We start from the raw sequence: 18,083 nt of genomic DNA on the forward strand, positions 1-18,083 counted from the left end.
CAGGTCAAATCCTTTTTTAGGAAATTTGCACTCAAATTATAAATACTAAAAAATGGGAATTGGTAATATTTTCCACGCTTTTCAACCAAAGGATAAAATCTTTTTCGTGCTTTTTGAAAAAGTAACCGAAAATCTAGTTGCAATGTCTGAAGACTTCAACACAGGAATCAAAGATTTCGATCTTAATGATGACTCTATGTTGAAAAAAATGAGCGACTTTGAGCATAAAAATGATGAACTTACTCACGAGATCTTTGTAGAACTGGGGAAAAACTTCATTACTCCTTTTGACCGTGAAGATATTCACACATTGGCAACAGGATTGGATGATATCGCTGATTACATCTATGCTTCTACAAAATATATCTTTTTGTACAAATCACCTGAGATGAAGGCTTATTCAGACTTCTCTTTACTGATCCACAAGGCATGTCTTGAAATCCAGAATGCTATGAAAAACCTTAAAGGTTTTAAGAATATGGAACAGGTAAAAGAAGCTTGTATCAAAGTAAACTCTATTGAGAATATTGCTGATGACCTGCTTTCCAACTCAATGGTAGAATTGTTTGAAACCAATGATGCTATCAATATCATCAAAGTTTCATCCGTATTGAACTATCTTGAAATAGTAACTGATAAAGCTGAAGATGTTGCCAACACGATTGAGAACATCATGATTAAATACGCCTAAACAATACATAACATAGCAAAAAATGGAATTTCCTATTTTACTTACGGTTATTATTGCTTTAGCCTTAATTTTCGATTATATCAATGGTTTTCATGATGCAGCCAACTCCATTGCAACCATTGTTTCTACAAAAGTTTTAACTCCATTCCAGGCTGTACTTTGGGCAGCACTCTGGAACTTTGCCGCTTTTTTTATCGCCGCTTATATTATTGGAGAATTTAAAATCGGTAATACAATTGCAAAAACTGTTAATGAGAATTTTATCAACCTTGAAGTTATATTTTCAGGTCTTGTAGCGGCTATTGCCTGGAACCTTTTAACATGGTGGTTTGGAATTCCTTCCTCATCATCACACACCTTAATTGGTGGGTTTTTGGGAGCTGCTCTGATGCATGCCTTTATGATGGATTATCGCGATGTGGCAGCAGCTCAACCTGCTTTAGGATTCTTTGAAACCTGCAAACATGCTCTCCATCAGGTAACGACACAGAGTGTTGTAAAGTTTGATAAAGTAATTCCTATCTTCCTGTTTATCTTTATGGCACCGATTATAGGGATGATTATATCGATCATCATTACATTAATAATTGTTCATCTTTATAAAAAATCAAACCCACATAAGGCAGACCAGTCTTTTAAAAGATTACAGCTGGCTTCTTCAGCTTTATTCAGCTTGGGACATGGTTTGAATGATGCACAGAAAGTAATGGGGATCATAGGGGCCGCATTGATCTATTATCATGTTGAAATGCTGCATGACCCTATTTATCTGAATATTCCTTCTGCAGGACGTTTTGATTACTTTGCACAGCACTATCTTTGGGTTCCTTTGGTTTCCTTCCTGGCAATCGGTTTGGGTACCATGAGTGGCGGTTGGAAGATCATCAAGACAATGGGAACTAAAATTACAAAAGTAACCTCACTGGAAGGGGTAAGTGCAGAAACAGCAGGAGCAATCACTCTATTCATTACTGATCACTTCGGTATTCCTGTATCTACTACACATACGATCACAGGTTCTATCATCGGGGTGGGATTGACGAAAAGAATTTCTGCGGTAAGATGGGGAATTACAGTAAGCTTACTTTGGGCTTGGGTACTTACCATTCCAATCTCAGCTATTGTAGCAGGTATTACCTATCTTTTAGTAAGTTTCTTATCTTAAAAGAAAAATTAAAATGATCATATAAAACTTTGTCCATTTGGGCAAAGTTTTTTGTTTTATAAAGCCCTGAAAATCGTATTTTTGTTCAAATTATAAGAATTTATGGAATTTTTAGACAGATACCAGCAGATCGTTGGCGACGCCATCAATAAGTATACTTTTAAAGATAAACCCAGAGAACTTTACGATCCGATGAACTACATCATTTCTCATGGGGGAAAACGTCTTCGTCCCATTATGGTACTGATGGCATGTGATCTGTTTGGAGGAGATCTGAAAGAGGCTATAAAGCCGGCATTGGCTATAGAATTTTTCCATAATTTCACGCTGATCCATGATGATATTATGGATGAAGCTCCTTTAAGAAGAAATAAACCTACCATCCATACGCTACACGGAATCAATGTAGGTATCCTTTCCGGAGACGGGCTGATGCTTAAAGCTTATAAATTTTTTGAAGATCTGGAGCCGGAAATTTTCAAAGCCTGTATCAGGATTTTTACCCATACGGGACTTTTACTATGTGAGGGACAGCAGTATGATATCAACTTTGAGACTCAGAAAGATGTAACTTTTGATGATTATATCAGAATGATTACCTATAAAACAGGAGTTCTGAGTGCTTCTTCTTTTGAAATCGGTGCATTGATTGCCAGAGCGGATTTTAAAGATGCAAAAGCTATTTTCAATTTCGGAAAACATATTGGGATTGCTTTCCAGATTATGGATGATTATCTTGATGTTTTCGGTGATCAGGCTCAGTTTGGTAAAAAGCATGCTGGAGATATCTATGAAAATAAGAAGACCGTTCTTTATTTATTAGCAAAAGAACATGCTACGGAAGAAGAGAGAAAAGAACTGGATTACTGGTATTCTAAGAAGACAGATAATGTAGACAAAGTCTATGGTGTTGAAAAAATCTTCAGAAGAGCAAAAGTAGATGATAAAGCGCTCCGCCTGATTGAAAAGCACAATGAAATAGGACAGAGCTATCTTCAAAAAATTGATATTCCTGAAGAAAAGAAAAAGCCGTTTATAGAACTGGCCAATTATTTGTTGAGAAGAGAAAGCTAAATAAGATTTTAGATAAGAGCCAGCAGGTGGCAGGTTTCGTTAATAAGAACTTATTACCTGCTGCTTAATTTCTACTCCCTGAAAAAAATGAAATTCAGAACTGAAGTTGATATTAAAAAATCAGAAAAGAAAATTGAGGTTGAAGATAAAATATTTTCAATAGGTTCGTGCTTTGCTTCAGAAATGACCGATTTATTAAAGCAAGGACAGCTGCAAACACTTAATAATCCTTTTGGAACAATTTTCAACCCCCTTTCCATCCGTAATGAAGTAAAAATCCTTCATGATTCATTGTTTTACGAGGAAGAAGACCTGATCACTTATAATGAAGAATATATTTCACTGGATCATCATACCAGTTTTGATACACGGTATATTCATCAGACTTTAGATAAGATCAATGGGGCTATTGAAGAAGGAAATGCTTTTCTTCAGGAGACAGACTGGATTATTATTACCTATGGAACTTCATTTATCTATGAATTTATTCCAAAGAAACAGCTGGTTGCTAATTGTCATAAGATTCCCCAAAAGTTTTTCGAAAAAAAACTGCTTTCTCATCAGGAGCTGACCGATTCTATTTACAATACAATTTTGGATCTTAAGGATATTTGTAAAGAAGAGGTGCAGATTTTATTTACCGTTTCACCGGTAAGGCACACCAAAGACGGAATGATTGAGAACCAGCTGAGTAAATCCAAACTTATTACTGCTATTCATGAATCCATATCCATGTTTGAAGACTGTCATTATTTACCTGTTTATGAGATTTTAATGGATGATCTCCGGGATTATCGTTTTTATAAAGAAGATATGATCCATCCCAGTACCCAGGCTGTAAACTATATCTTTGACAAATTTGGGGATGCTTATTTTTCTGAGGATACTAAAGATTTTATTAAAGAAAATTTTAAAATTACCAAAGCCTTAGAACATACAACGAGTGATAAAAAAGATCCGAAGTTTATTGAATTCAGGGAAAAGCTGGATCAGAGAATTGAAAACCAACGTACAAAAGTAAAACATAAAATATTTTCAAATGATTGATTTTACCCAGATTGATTATTTGGAAAATGGAAACGAAAGACAGAAGAGGGCTTTTGAAGTGCTCACAAAATATAAAATTTTTGAAAAATTAAGTAAGTATTCGCCTTTACTGGCGGGAACCATTCCTATTGAAATAGATATTGCGGGCAGTGACCTGGATATTATCTGTGAAGTAGATCCTGGATTTGAAGAGGATTTTTTGGAAGAACTAAGGTCATGTGATCTGATTCCTCAGGAAATCGATGTTAAGGTTGAAAATATCACTTTAAATGGGGAGAGAAGTATTGTTTTAAATTTTATGCTGGAAGAATTTCCTATTGAGATTTTTGGTCAGAATAAACCTGCCAGAGAGCAGAATGCTTACAGGCATATGATTGCGGAATACAAAATATTACAGGAAAAAGGAGAAGAATTTAAAAAGAAGATAATAGAGCTGAAAAAAAAGGGAATAAAGACGGAACCGGCATTTGGCATGCTGATGCATCTTGAAAATCCTTACGAAGATCTGTTAAAATGATAAGAAAATGATTGATACACATACACATTTATACGCAGAAGAATTTGATGAAGATAGAAAAGAAGCTATTCAAAGAGCTATAGATAGAGGGATTACAGAGTTTTATCTTCCTGCTATTGATTCTGAGTCTCATGAAAAGATGTTACAGCTGGAAACCGAATATCCCGGGCAGATTTTTTCAATGATGGGGTTACATCCCTGTTATGTAAAACCGGAATCCTGGGAAAAAGAACTGGATATTGTTAAAAATTATCTTGATCAAAGAAATTTTCCGGCGATAGGGGAGATAGGAATCGATCTGTATTGGGATAAAACCACCCTGGATATCCAGGTGCAAGCTTTTGAACAGCAGATTGACTGGGCGATAGAAAAAGATCTTCCCATTGTAATTCATACAAGAGAAAGCTTTGATGAAACATTTGAAGTGCTGGAAAGAAAAAAACATCCAAAGCTTAGAGGGATCTTTCATTGCTTTTCGGGTAATCTGGAGCAGGCAAGGCATGCTGTAGATCTTAACTTTATTTTGGGCATAGGAGGAGTGGTTACTTTTAAAAACGGTAAAATAGACCGATTTCTGAACGAAATCCCTTTAGATAAGATTGTTCTGGAAACAGATTCTCCTTATCTGGCGCCGGTTCCTCACCGAGGAAAAAGAAATGAAAGTGCATACCTTGATTTAGTTGCCGGGAAACTGGTAAATATCTATGGGAAAGATTTTTCAGAGATTGACAGGATTACTACTGAAAACGCAGAAAGACTATTCAAATAGATGATTTCTATTCAATATAAGATAAAAAAGAAGCCTTTTCAAATTTTGAAAAGGCTTCTTTTTTTTTATTTCTTTCTGGTGAAACTCTTATTCTTAGGCTTTTTAAATCCTGTGGATGCAGCCGGCTTTTTATTATTGGGAGTCCTTGCTGGTCTCGGGCCCTGTCTTTCGCCTCCTCCAGACATCGGCTTATTGTTTGAATCTCTTTTTTGAGCAACCAGATCATCTGTATGGAATGGATGATCCTTTACAATCGGAATTTTCTTTCCGATAAGTTTTTCCGTATTTTTTAGATTAAGAAGATCAAGTCCGTCTACAAAAGATATTGAGTTTCCTTCAGCACCGGCTCTTCCTGTTCTTCCAATTCTGTGTACATAGGTTTCAGAAACATCAGACAATTCAAAATTGATCACAAATTTTAATTCGTCAATATCAATCCCTCTCGCTGCAATATCCGTAGCTACAAGCACTCTTGTTTTTCCGGATTTGAAATTATTCAGCGCATTTTGTCTGGCATTTTGAGATTTATTACCATGAATAGCTTCTGCAGAGATCATATCTTTTTGAAGCTTTCTTGCAATTTTATCGGCACCATGTTTTGTTCTGGCAAAAACCAATACAGAATCTGAAATGTCATTCTGAAGAATATGGGATAGCAGGTTTAGTTTATTATCTTTTTCTACAAAATAAACAGATTGTTTGATGGTATCTGCTGTAGAAGAAACAGGTGTTACCTCTACTTTTACAGGATTATTCAGGATGGAATTAGCCAGTTTCTGAATCTCCCCGGGCATGGTTGCGGAAAAGAATAAAGTCTGTCTCTTCTGAGGCAAAAGCTTAATTACTCTTTTAACGTCATGTACAAACCCCATATCAAGCATTCTATCTGCTTCATCAAGAACGAAGATCTCAATGTTTTTAAGACTGATAATGCCCTGGGCAATGAAGTCAAGAAGTCTTCCCGGTGTAGCCACCAGAATGTCAATACCTCTCTTCAATGCAGCTTCCTGGTTTCCCTGTTTTACCCCTCCAAAAATAACAAGCTGTTTTAATGGAAGATATTTACCGTAAGCATTGATATTTTCTTCTATTTGGATCGCCAGTTCTCTTGTAGGAGTTAGGATTAAGGCTTTTATATGATTGTTAGAAATTTTCTTTTTAGATAAGTTCTGTAAGATAGGAATAGAAAAGGCCGCTGTTTTTCCTGTTCCTGTTTGCGCACATCCTAAAAAATCTCTGCCATTTAAGATGTCAGGAATAGATCTTTCCTGAATGGGAGTAGGATTAGTATACCCTTGTTCCTGGATTGCTTTTGCAATAGGTTCTATTAATTGTAAGTCTGTAAAATTCAAATGAATTATTTTAAAATTTAAATAAAAATTCCTTCAGCCTGAAAGAATTACATTTTACAAAGATAATCTAAATATTTTTAAGTATTAATTTTGTTCTTATGATCCGATCAGATGTTTACTAATACTACAGTTTTAATAGTGTTTTTCGTAAAATAGTTAATTAATTTTCGTTTTATTTAGTTTTTAATTTATATTTTTAATTATATTTATTTTATTTTTGAAAAAAATATAACATTTCATTGAAACGGCATAATATCTTTAATGCTTGTGATATAGATTTGAAATGATAATAAAAACTAACCATGAGAAAAACAATCCTCCTGCCTGTATCCGTTACAGGTTTTAACACCTATATTCAATCTTGTGAATATACTGGGAATACAGGACAAAGACCTATCCAAACAAAAACATCTTCGGTATAAGCTCTTCTCCTTAATAGGTAGAAGAAATTAAGTGTACTTACTTGATCCAACAAAGGATTTAGAAACTCTGAAAAGAGGTACAGGAAATAGTAAAACTAAACATCAATCCATTTAAATAATATAATATGAAGACGAAGATTTTTCTTTTGTTTTTTTTGAGCTTTGGAGTAAATATGATATTTGCTCAAGGAGAAAATGACAATTGGTACTTTGGAACTAAAGCCGCCGTTAATTTTTCCAATGCAAGCCCGTTATCCCTTACCAACAGCCAGATGACGGCAATAGAAGCCTGTGGTACAGTGAGTGATGCCGGGGGAAATCTGTTATTTTACACCAATGGACAGACTATCTGGAATAAAGATCATCAGGTGATGCAAAATGGCTCAGGACTTGATGGGCACAGCTCAAGCGAGCAGCTTGCCATTGTAAAGCACCCCACTAATCCCAATCAGTATTTTGTAATTACCACAACAGAGAATGGGGTTTCAACAGGCAGTAATGCGATCAAATATTCTATTGTAGATATGTCTCAGGGAGCTTTGGGAGCTGTCTTGCCCCAATTTAAGAATATTACGATTGTAGATTCGTCCGGGAACAGTTTTCAATCTGAAGCTGTAACGGTAGTTCCTAATGCCAGTAATGGATCTTTGTGGGTGCTCATCCCAAATGGAACCCATATGTACAGTTATAGGGTGGACGGAAGCGGATTCCATAACGGAAATCCTGTGGTCAGTAACTTAAATCTTTCAACACCTTTAGGAAATACCAGCTTTTTTGGAGTTAAGGCATCACCAAGAGTTAACAGAAGTGTAAATTATACCCATTTTGTATGCATTTCTCTCTGGAAGCCTGTTTCTGATCTTAAAAATCAAGTGTACTCTTTTAATAGTGTAACCGGGCAGCTTACCAATGATTTCTTACTTCAAGTGAACGGGCTGGGTGGTTATCTTTCAGAATTCAATAAAGACGGCTCTGTTTTGTTTTTAGGATATGAAAATATGTATGCTGTAGATCTACTGACATCCACACCTTCCAATATTAATTATGCAATGATCCATGGTGATGTATTCGGAAATCCATTTTTCGGATTGCAAAGAAATATAAAAGGTGATGTTTATGTAAGCAGCCCCGGACAGCCATATCTTGGGAAAATAATAAATCCCAACGGAAATATATCAGCTATGAGTGTGAATATGCCTGATATCAACTTAAATGGGCCTACTACGTTCTTTGGGCTGCCTCAACTGGTGAATTCATATGAGCCGGTTCCTTATTATCCGTGTATCACCGATCTGACGTTGGCAACCCCAGAGCTCAATAATAATTTCACATACAATGTAGGAAAGGATATCAAAACAATACATAATTATACCATAGGAGGTAAACAGCGTATTATTATGAATGCTGGAAATAGCATAACACTTTTGCCCAATACCCATATTATGGCAGAAAGCTATACGGCGAAGATTGTTCCCTGTGATAGAGGCTCTGTAGATAGAATTTCAAATGAAAATAAGGGACATGTTCCCGTAAAAATGGTTTTGGAGCTTGATAAAGAAGCAAGAATGAAGCTGAATAATGATATTAAAATCTATCCAAATCCGGTTTCGGATATTCTTACCATTAGTACTACCGGTGTTCATTCAATTGAAATATTCGATATATCCGGTAAAAAAATGGGTGTAAGCACCAACGGAAATAAAATTGATGTCAGAAATATACCGGCAGGAAATTACCTTTTATACATACAAACAAAAGGAGGGGTAATTTCTAAACCATTTATCAAAAAATAATAGTAATTCAAAGGGGAAGATGAAGAATCATTTCTCCTTCTGTTAAAAAAATAAGTCAAAAAATAACTTTTAATCATGAAAAAGACAATCATTTTACTTGCTGCTGTTTTCAGTGTAACAGCTAATGCTCAATGGAGCCTAACCGGAAATGCCGGAACAGTTCCCGGAACAAACTTCATAGGAACAACAGACAGCCAGTCTTTAGTTTTTAAGACAAATAATGCTGAAAAGATAAAGATCACTGAAAATGGAAGATTTATATTCTTTAATGTGGCAACACCCGGGCAAGTATGGGATAAAAACCTGTTTTTTGGTGGTGGGGTAGATAGCCCATCAGGATTATACAATACTGTTTTTGGAATGGGAGCTTTAACCCAAAATACGGCAGGATCTGGAAATACAGCTTTAGGAAATAATGCACTTTCTCTTATCACAAGTGGAGATAATAATGTGTCTCTGGGAGCAAACAGTATGAGAAATACTGTATCCGGTAATCTTAATACGGCAGTAGGAATGAATGCTTTAGAGAACTTTCAGTCGGGGCTTGGAAATGTGGGGCTTGGAAATTCAACACTGGGATCAGGAGGCCTGGTAGGAGATTTTAATGTAGCAGTAGGTACCAGTGCTTTAAGATATATCCAGGTCGGAAGCTATAATACAATACTTGGGGGAGACTCATTCAGAGCTTTTGCAAAAGGATCAGGAAACATCAATGTAGGACATTCTAATGCTAAACTCATTACTTCCGGAAACAATAATATTTTTATCGGAAGCTTTATTACCCCTTATAATACAACGGCTCCAGAAAATGAACTGAATATAGGAAACTGGATCATAGGAAACAACGGAACCATAGGGATAGGACAATTTACTACCCAGCTTCCTGCCGACGGAATTGCTGCCGATGGGCAAAAATATAAACTTTTTGTAAAAGACGGAATCCGGACAGAAAGAGTAAAAGTAGATATTGCCGCCAACAATGGGTGGGCAGACTATGTATTTGAAAAAGATTATAAGCTGATGCCATTGAATGACCTTGCCCGGTTTATCGATAAAAATGGGCATCTTCCAGAAGTTCCTACTACAGAAGAAGCCATGAAAAATGGAATTGAACTGAAAGAAATGAACATTCTTCTGCTTAAAAAAGTAGAAGAGCTGACCCTTCATTTAATTGATCAGAATAAGCAACTGGCGGATCAGAGCAGCCAGCTGAAAAAACAAAATGAAGAGATCGAAAAACTCAAAAACAAAATAAAATAAATAACCAGATAACTTTTAATCATGAAAAAAATAATCATTGTGCTTGCGGCTGTAGCAGGCTTGAATTCTAATGCTCAAGCCCAATCATGGGGTCTTACCGGAAATGCATCAACGATTCCCGGGACAAATTTTATAGGAACATCAGATACTCAGCCTCTTGTTGTTAAAACAAATAATATTGAGCGGATGAGAATAAGCCTGGATGGGAGATTTATATTCCACAATATTGCAACCCCAGGGCAGGTATGGGATAAAAACCTGTTTTTCGGGGGCGGAATGGATAATTCGGTCACTACTAATAATGCTGTATTCGGAATGGGAGCACTTACCCAGCTTACAGAAGGTGGTGGCAATACAGCTATTGGAAACAATGCAATATCATTAATGACTAATGGGTTATTCAATGTTGCAGTGGGCTTTAATTCTATGAGAAATAGCGTGGCAGGAAATTCTAATACTGCGGTAGGAATGAATGCAATGGAAAATTTTCAGGGTGGAAATAATAATGTGGGTATAGGTGCGGGTGCCATAGGATCCGGCAACTTTAAAGGAGATTTTAATATAGCGTTGGGATCTAGTGCGCTGAGATATGCCAATGAGGGAAATTATAATGTGATACTTGGAGGAGACTCATACAGGGCTTTTGTTAAAGGAAGTAATAACATAGGAATAGGATATTCTAATGCAGCGCAGATCACTTCAGGGGAGAATAATATTTTTATCGGGACTAAGATTGTTCCCTACAACACCATTTCTCCTAAAAATGAGCTGAATATCGGAAACTGGATCGTAGGAAATAACGGAACTATCGGTATTGGTGGGTTTACGGCTCAGCTTCCTGCTGACGGAATTGCTGCTGATGGTCAGAAATATAAACTTTTTGTGAAAGACGGAATCCGGACAGAAAGAGTAAAAGTAGATATTGCCGCCAATAACGGATGGGCAGATTATGTTTTCGAAAAAGATTACAAGCTGATGTCTTTGAATGATCTGGCTCATTTTATCAATAAAAACGGGCACCTCCCAGAGGTTCCCACTACTGAAGAAGCCATAAAAAATGGAATTGAACTGAAAGAAATGAACATTCTTCTGCTTAAAAAAGTGGAAGAGCTGACCCTTCATTTAATTGATCAGAACAGCCAGCTGAAAAAACAGAATGAAGAAATCGAAAAGCTTAAAAAGAAAATAAAATAAATAACCAGATAACTTTAATTATGAAAAAAATAATCATTGTACTTGCTGCTGTAGCAGGCTTGAATTCTAATGCCCAATCATGGAATCTTAGCGGGAATGCAGGAACAGCTCCCGGAACCAATTTTATAGGAACTACCGATAGCCAGCCGTTGGTTTTCAAGACTAACAACACAGAGAAAATGAAGATTACTCCTAATGGAAGGTTTATATTTTTTAATGTGACATCACCAGGGATGGTTTGGGATAAAAACCTTTTTTTTGGAGGTGGAACGGATAATGCATCGGGATCATCTAATACCGCTTTTGGAATGGGATCTCTAACCCAAAACACAACAGGTAATGGTAATACAGCGTTGGGAAATAATGCAATGTCATCAATAAGCAGTGGAGATAATAATGTGGCTGTGGGACAGAATAGTATGCGACATACAATAGCCGCTACCATGAATGTTGCAGTAGGCATGAATTCATTAGAATATTTTCAAAAAGGAGTAGGAAATATAGGAATGGGAAACAGTGCGATGGGATCAGGATCTTTATCTGGGGATTATAATATAGGAATAGGCTGGGATGCACTAAGATACTTAGTAGCAGGAAATAATAATACAGTAGTGGGAAGAAGTTCTTTAGTGAGCCTGGCAGGAGGCTCTAATAATATAGCAGTGGGTTCTTCCAATGCCAAAGCTATTCTTTCGGGGGATAACAATATTTTTATCGGAAATTTTATTACCCCCTATGTGTCTTCTCCTAACAATGAGCTGAATATCGGAAACTGGATCGTAGGAAATAACGGAACTATCGGTATTGGCGGATTTACCACTCAGCTGCCTGCTGACGGAGTGGCTCCCGACGGACAAAAATATAAACTTTTTGTAAAAGAAGGAATCCGGACAGAAAGAGTAAAAGTAGATATTGCTGCCGCTAATGGATGGGCAGATTATGTTTTTGAAAAAGATTATAAGCTGATGCCATTAAAAGACCTTGCACAGTTTATCAATAAAAATGGCCATTTACCAGAAGTTCCAACTACAGAACAGGCCATTAAAAATGGAATTGAACTGAAAGAAATGAATATTCTTTTGCTGAAAAAAATTGAAGAACTGACATTGTATACTATTGAGCAACAGAAAAGAATTGAAGCTCTGGAAAAAAAGATAAAATAATATAAAACTGATCTATGAAAAAAAAATATATAATACTATCATTGATTGTACCACTTTTATCTTTTGCCCAGGGTGAAAATGATAACTGGTATTTTGGAAATAATGCGGCACTCAACTTTTCATCATCCACTCCTGTGACTTTGAATAACAGTAATATGCAAGCTCTTGAAGGGTGTGGTACCGTAAGTGATGCAAGCGGAAAGCTCCTTTTTTATATGAATGGTCAAAAAATTTGGAACAGGCAGCACCAGGTTATGCCTAATGGTACTTTGATCACGCAGCAAAATGATAGCGCCCAACAGCTTGCTATTGTAAAAAATCCTGCGAATGATAATCAGTACTATGTTTTTACAACAGGGGAAAATGCCGGAGGCTCATATCATATAAGCTACTCAATTGTTGATATGACCTTAGGGAGTATAGGTACTAACGGATCTCCCCTTGGAGATGTGCTGCCGGGGGCTAAAGATATTGCGGTATTGGATAATTTAGGTAATCATTTTGATTCAGAAGCGGTAACTATTATTCCCAATAGTACGGATCAGTCTTTCTGGGTTTTAATTCCAAATGGAACAAAGCTCTACAGTTATAAGCTGGGTAATCAGGGATTTTCTAATGGAGCACCCGTTATAAGTAACCTCAATTTTCCTGTAACTTTTGGTATTTATAAATATTTTAGTGTGAGACAGTCTCCAAAGCTGAATAATGGATATTATTCTCATTATATCTGTATTTCTTTTTGGACAGATTCACAAAATCCATATCCACCTCAGAGCTATTACGTGAATAAAGTATATTCATTCAATTCCTCTACCGGACAGCTCACTAATGATTTTTCATTACAGATAAATGGATTGAGAGCCTATGTTCCTGAATTTAATAAAGATGCATCCGTATTATTCCTTGGATATGAAAATATCCATGCCGTTGATCTGGTAAATTCAACATCTTCCAATGTGCTTCATACGGAGATTTATACTGAGACTAACGCACCGCTTCACACAGGTATGACCCTTCAGAGAAATAAATACGGGGATGTGTATGTAAGTAAATCGTTTAGTTCATTTTTAGGTAAGGTGATAAATCCCGATGTATACGGATCCAATATGAGTGTGGATTTCAATGCTGTAAATTTAGGTGGCGGACAAACCCAGTATGGGCTGCCTCAATTACTTCCCATGAAAGAAAATTCTGGAGGCTCCCCATGTATAGAGAACCTGCTGCTGACTACCGAGCCTAATGCGTCTTATTATTATGAAATAGGTAAGAATATAACTACTAAGGATAGGTATATTTTAAGCCCTAAACATGATATTATTATGCAGGCCGGAAACAGTATCAACCTTTTGCCGGGAACATCTATGGAAATGGGATCTAAGTATCATGCCTTTATTGCCCCATGTAGAAAACCTGAAATGGTACAAAGAAATGCACAGGTTCAATCTGCTCAGAAGGGAATGTTTTTGGAACTGGATAAAAAGGAAAGAATGCAGCAGAAAAATAATGTTGAATTATTCCCTAACCCCGCTACCGATATTCTGAACATTAGAACCTCTGCAAACATCAGTGAAGCTGAGGTATTTGATATTTCCGGTAAAAAAGTGAATATCGTTATAAACGGTAATAGAATGGATGTGAAGAGTCTGCCATCCGGATCATATATTATCAGAATCAAAACTGAAACCGGAGTGATCACGAAACAGTTTATTAAAAAATAAACAGAAGTTTCATATAAAAATAATGGCTGCCCGGATCCGGGCAGCCATTTGTATTGTAATCGGTAAAGATAATACGGTTATTTGAACCTATATCCTACACCAGCTTGTAAAAATCCCACTTTCGTAGGCACATGCTGACTTTTATTGGTTTCTATAAAATCAAAATTATAACGGGCATCTACAAAAAACTGATCATTAATTTTATATTCGGCTCCTAAAAAAGGAAAGAGATTAATTGTTTTTGCTCCGGTATAGTTCTCTTTGGCAGAATCACTGAAAAGACTGCTTGTTTTTACTTTTGTTGAAACATTGATTCCAATATTCATTCCTACAGAAGCAGAAAGATTAGGAATAAAATAATATTTTGCAGAAATCGGGACCTGAATCTGGTTCATCTGGTATTCAAAATTCATATCTCCCACATTTACTACTTCACTTCCTACTAATTGGGTCCATGGATATGATTCTTTACCACCAAGTTGTGTATAAAGGACTTCAGCCTGTATTGCAAATTTTGATGACAGGGCCTGCTCTGCTACAGCGCCTATATAGAAATAGGATTTTGAATCTAATTTACTGTCGAAAAATTTCATACTGGATAGCGTATACCCACCTTTTACACCAAAACTCATGTCCGAGCTTTGAGCATATGCAACAGCAGATACAGCAAATAATAATGCAGATAAAATGTTCTTCTTCATTTTTTTTGAATTAAATGATTAATGTTTTTATAAAAAAATAATTCCTCCCAAATGAAGGAATTATTTCTGCAAAAATAATTTAAATATTGTTAACCGAAACTACTTTACTTTAGTCCAGTCTTGATTTTTTCTGAGATCTTCAAAGAAATGATAAACTTTGGACAGTTTTTCACTTCCCCGTTTTCCATAGTCCTGTATATTTTTGGAAGTTCCGTCCGCAAAATTAATCCTTAAATAAGAAGTGGAAAGATCTGTAATATTTTTTTCACCATACTTATCTTTTAGATTTTTCACCTCTAAACCATCCAGCAGCTTGAGTAATGTATTGTAGTCCTCCTCTTTGATGGTTCCTGTAAAAGTCCCTTCCCTGGGATTAGAAAATTCATCCTTTGAAGGCTTTTCACTGAAATTAAAATGTTCAGCTTCAAAAACAGCAGTTCTGTCCGGGTTAATTGTCATTTTAAAAACAGGACAGAAGCCGAAGCAGGGAGTGGCTTCATATTCAATTTTAGAATACTTCGGATTTACTTTTTGAGAAGTGCATGAAAATACGAATATCAGGGCACAAAAACTAAGGATATATTTCATAGTTTAAATCTCTCAATAATTGTTCCAAAAAGCATTTATTTTTCCGGCTCCAGTGGAATCTTACATCAAACAACAGAATGAAAACTTAATGCCAAAACAAAACCCCGAAAAAATTCCGGGGTATTTATTTTGATGTAATCTACTCTGTAAAAAGTAAGACTGATGAATTAAGATATTCTTTATCCATGTAATTTCTTCCAGATAGCATCTTTCAGCTCTACCAGACCTTCTCCTGTAACACCGGAGAAAAATAACGGTTGTCTGTTTTCAGGAAATTCTGCCGCAATTTCTTTTTTCAGCTCATCATCCAAAAGATCGGATTTAGAAACAGAAATAATGAAATCTTTATCCAATAGTTCAGGATTATATTCTACAAGCTCATTTTCCAGGATTTTAAACTCCTGGTAATGATCTTCAGAATCTGCAGGAATTAAAAATAAAAGAATTGAATTTCTTTCAATATGTCTCAGAAATCTGTGTCCTAATCCTTTTCCTTCAGCTGCCCCTTCAATAATCCCTGGAATATCAGCCATTACAAATGATTTGTAATTTCTGTAGTCTACAATTCCTAAATTGGGAGTTAACGTAGTAAAAGCATAATTTGCAATTTTAGGCTTTGCTGCAGAAACAGATGCTAAAAGGGTAGATTTTCCGGCATTTGGAAATCCAACCAAACCTACATCTGCCAAAATTTTAAGCTCGAAAACAACATAGCCTTCCTCTCCATCCATTCCGGGTTGAGCATATCTTGGAGTTTGATTGGTGGATGATTTGAAATGCTCGTTTCCTTTTCCACCTTTTCCACCCAGCATCAAAATGATTTCCTGCTTGTCCTCAAGAATTTCCCCGATGATTTCTCCTTCTTCATTTTTAGCGATAGTTCCAATGGGAACATCAATATAAATATCAGAACCGTCAGCTCCGGTAAGCTGGTTTTTTGCTCCATTTTCACCACGATCTGCTTTTATATGACGCGTGTATCGAAGTGGAAGTAAAGTCCATTCCTGTGCATTCCCTCTCATGATGACATGTCCGCCGCGACCTCCGTCACCACCGTCAGGACCTCCTTTAGGGATATATTTTTCACGTCTAAGGTGGGCAGAACCTGCTCCTCCATGTCCGCTTTTACAATGAATCTTTACGTAATCTACAAAGTTTGACATAATTTTTAGGGTTTAGGCCTTAGGGTTTAGGGAACAGATATTTAACGATGCTAAATCCTAATCCCTAATTCTAAATCCTTATTTAATTTTCTCTACCTCAGCAAAAAGCTTTTGTGAAATCTCATCAATTTCTCCTACACCATTTACCTCCACATATTTTCCCTGCTGCTTGTAAAGTTCGGCTACTTCTGCCGTTTTAGAATAATATTCTTTAATTCTGTTTTCGATGATCTCTACATTACTGTCGTCTGATCTACCGCTGGTTTCTCCTCTTTTCAGAAGTCTTTCAACCAAAATTTTATCTTCTACCACCAATGCAAGACAGATATCAATCTTGTCATTCAGCTCTTCCTTAACTATTTTTTCCAAAGCTTCCGTCTGAGCAGTAGTTCTTGGATAACCATCAAAAATAAAACCGCTGGTATCGGTAGGCTTTCTGATCTCATCAATCAGCATATCTGTTGTTACCTGATCCGGAACCAGTTCTCCTTTATCGATGTAAGACTTTGCCAGCTTTCCAAGCTCCGTGTCGTTTTTCATATTGTATCTGAAAAGATCACCTGTTGAAACTTGCTTTAAATTGAATTTCTCGATTAGATTTTGAGCTTGGGTTCCTTTTCCACTTCCTGGAGGGCCGAACAGAACAATGTTTATCATAATTTTGATTCGCTTCCGGCAATTGGCATTTTGCTTCTGGCTACCTGCTTTTTGCTTTTGGCTTTATTTAGTTAATATTTTACTTTTATTTCGATTTAATATTTAAAGCTAAAAGCCAGTAGCTGATAGCTATAGGCATTAATGGTTGATTTGACCGTCTTCCAACTGATACAAATTAGGAAGGTTTCTTCCCAGTTCATCATAATCCAGTCCATAACCAAGAACAAATTTATTTGGAATTTCCTTTCCAATATAATCCAATTTGAAATCTTTTTTATAAATCTCAGGTTTCAGTAAGAAACTTGACAGTTTTACAGATTTAGGGCGCTGTGTTTCTTTAAAGTATTTGAAAAGACTTTCCACTGTATTTCCTGTATCCACAATATCTTCAACAAGAATAATGTGACGGTCTCTTACATCTTTAGTCAGTTCCATTTTTTGGTAAACAATCCCTGTAGACTCAGTTCCCACATAAGAACTCATTTGAATGAAAGCAATTTCGCATTCACCTGGGTAATACCTTAATAGATCTGAGAAGAACATGATTACTCCGTTTAAAACGCCAATGAACACAGGAACTTCATCCTTGTAATCTTCATAAATTCTTAACGCTGTCTCTTTTACAATTTCCTGAATCTCGGCGTCCTTCAAATAAGGAACGAAAGTTTTGTCGTGAACTTTAATGCTTTCCATAAAAATTTTTAGTAGTTGGCAAAGTTACGGATTTTTGATTAAAATACTTTCCTGTTTTTATGAGTTTGAGAGTTTTCAAGATTTGAAAGCTATAGAGTTCATATGGTGGACGCAGT

Annotated in this window: 17 protein-coding genes; 11 read left to right on the plus strand and 6 right to left on the minus strand. The window is 36.2% G+C overall.

What is annotated here, in order from left to right:
- Nucleotides 1-52: 52 nt before the first annotated feature.
- The 6 genes from MP478_RS00410 to MP478_RS00435 all read left to right on the plus strand — a co-directional run bounded on the left by MP478_RS00410 (nucleotide 53) and on the right by MP478_RS00435 (nucleotide 5,263).
- Complete coding sequence (locus tag MP478_RS00410; RefSeq protein WP_042723220.1) at nucleotides 53-691, plus strand: DUF47 domain-containing protein; 639 nt, start codon at nucleotides 53-55, stop codon at nucleotides 689-691.
- A 22-nt stretch (nucleotides 692-713) separates the two neighbouring features.
- Nucleotides 714-1,856 carry an inorganic phosphate transporter gene (locus tag MP478_RS00415; protein WP_257190690.1) on the plus strand — a complete coding sequence of 381 codons (1,143 nt, stop codon included), beginning with the start codon at nucleotides 714-716 and terminating at the stop codon, nucleotides 1,854-1,856.
- Between the two features lie 102 nt (nucleotides 1,857-1,958).
- A complete protein-coding gene (locus MP478_RS00420; RefSeq protein ID WP_257190689.1) occupies nucleotides 1,959-2,930 on the plus strand; it encodes a polyprenyl synthetase family protein in 972 nt (323 codons plus the stop codon).
- 87 nt (nucleotides 2,931-3,017) lie between these two features.
- Nucleotides 3,018-3,977, plus strand: coding sequence for a GSCFA domain-containing protein (locus MP478_RS00425; protein WP_257190688.1), 960 nt, complete (start codon nucleotides 3,018-3,020; stop codon nucleotides 3,975-3,977).
- Nucleotides 3,970-4,494, plus strand: a complete 525-nt coding sequence (locus MP478_RS00430) for a DUF4269 domain-containing protein (protein ID WP_257199245.1) — start codon at nucleotides 3,970-3,972, stop codon at nucleotides 4,492-4,494. The genes MP478_RS00425 and MP478_RS00430 overlap by 8 nt, the downstream gene beginning before the upstream one ends.
- Before the next feature lie 7 nt (nucleotides 4,495-4,501).
- Nucleotides 4,502-5,263, plus strand: coding sequence for a TatD family hydrolase (locus MP478_RS00435; RefSeq protein WP_257199246.1), 762 nt, complete (start codon nucleotides 4,502-4,504; stop codon nucleotides 5,261-5,263).
- Nucleotides 5,264-5,328: 65 nt separating this feature from the next.
- Here the strand turns inward: MP478_RS00435 and MP478_RS00440 are convergent, their stop codons facing one another.
- The gene (locus tag MP478_RS00440) at nucleotides 5,329-6,615 is read right to left on the minus strand and encodes a DEAD/DEAH box helicase (protein WP_230036932.1); all 1,287 of its coding nucleotides are present in this window, start codon (nucleotides 6,613-6,615) and stop codon (nucleotides 5,329-5,331) included.
- Between the two features lie 547 nt (nucleotides 6,616-7,162).
- On the opposite strand from MP478_RS00440, the gene MP478_RS00445 reads away from it, so the two are divergent.
- The 5 genes from MP478_RS00445 to MP478_RS00465 all read left to right on the plus strand — a co-directional run bounded on the left by MP478_RS00445 (nucleotide 7,163) and on the right by MP478_RS00465 (nucleotide 14,165).
- The gene (locus MP478_RS00445; RefSeq protein WP_257199247.1) at nucleotides 7,163-8,830 is read left to right on the plus strand and encodes a T9SS type A sorting domain-containing protein; all 1,668 of its coding nucleotides are present in this window, start codon (nucleotides 7,163-7,165) and stop codon (nucleotides 8,828-8,830) included.
- A gap of 75 nt (nucleotides 8,831-8,905) precedes the next feature.
- The gene (locus MP478_RS00450) at nucleotides 8,906-10,090 is read left to right on the plus strand and encodes a hypothetical protein (protein WP_257199248.1); all 1,185 of its coding nucleotides are present in this window, start codon (nucleotides 8,906-8,908) and stop codon (nucleotides 10,088-10,090) included.
- Nucleotides 10,091-10,111: 21 nt separating this feature from the next.
- On the plus strand, nucleotides 10,112-11,284 hold the full coding sequence (locus MP478_RS00455; protein WP_257199249.1) for a hypothetical protein: 1,173 nt from the start codon (nucleotides 10,112-10,114) through the stop codon (nucleotides 11,282-11,284).
- Nucleotides 11,285-11,304: 20 nt separating this feature from the next.
- Nucleotides 11,305-12,447, plus strand: coding sequence for a hypothetical protein (locus MP478_RS00460; protein ID WP_257199250.1), 1,143 nt, complete (start codon nucleotides 11,305-11,307; stop codon nucleotides 12,445-12,447).
- Nucleotides 12,448-12,461: 14 nt separating this feature from the next.
- A complete protein-coding gene (locus MP478_RS00465) occupies nucleotides 12,462-14,165 on the plus strand; it encodes a T9SS type A sorting domain-containing protein (protein WP_257199251.1) in 1,704 nt (567 codons plus the stop codon).
- 77 nt (nucleotides 14,166-14,242) lie between these two features.
- Here MP478_RS00465 and MP478_RS00470 read toward each other — a convergent pair whose 3' ends face one another.
- The 5 genes from MP478_RS00470 to MP478_RS00490 all read right to left on the minus strand — a co-directional run bounded on the left by MP478_RS00470 (nucleotide 14,243) and on the right by MP478_RS00490 (nucleotide 17,967).
- The gene (locus MP478_RS00470; RefSeq protein ID WP_257190680.1) at nucleotides 14,243-14,866 is read right to left on the minus strand and encodes a porin family protein; all 624 of its coding nucleotides are present in this window, start codon (nucleotides 14,864-14,866) and stop codon (nucleotides 14,243-14,245) included.
- 99 nt (nucleotides 14,867-14,965) lie between these two features.
- Nucleotides 14,966-15,454 (minus strand): DUF6438 domain-containing protein, encoded by a 489-nt coding sequence (locus MP478_RS00475; RefSeq protein WP_230036918.1) that lies wholly within the window; start codon nucleotides 15,452-15,454, stop codon nucleotides 14,966-14,968.
- Between the two features lie 179 nt (nucleotides 15,455-15,633).
- Entirely contained in the window at nucleotides 15,634-16,617 is a 984-nt protein-coding gene (obgE, locus tag MP478_RS00480; RefSeq protein ID WP_230036916.1) for a GTPase ObgE, read from the minus strand.
- 78 nt (nucleotides 16,618-16,695) lie between these two features.
- Nucleotides 16,696-17,274 carry an adenylate kinase gene (locus MP478_RS00485; RefSeq protein WP_230036914.1) on the minus strand — a complete coding sequence of 193 codons (579 nt, stop codon included), beginning with the start codon at nucleotides 17,272-17,274 and terminating at the stop codon, nucleotides 16,696-16,698.
- 138 nt (nucleotides 17,275-17,412) lie between these two features.
- Entirely contained in the window at nucleotides 17,413-17,967 is a 555-nt protein-coding gene (locus MP478_RS00490; RefSeq protein WP_047487041.1) for a phosphoribosyltransferase, read from the minus strand.
- Nucleotides 17,968-18,083 lie beyond the last annotated feature (116 nt).

It is taken from the genome of Chryseobacterium sp. WG14, assembly GCF_024586945.1.
Lineage (GTDB): Bacteria > Bacteroidota > Bacteroidia > Flavobacteriales > Weeksellaceae > Chryseobacterium.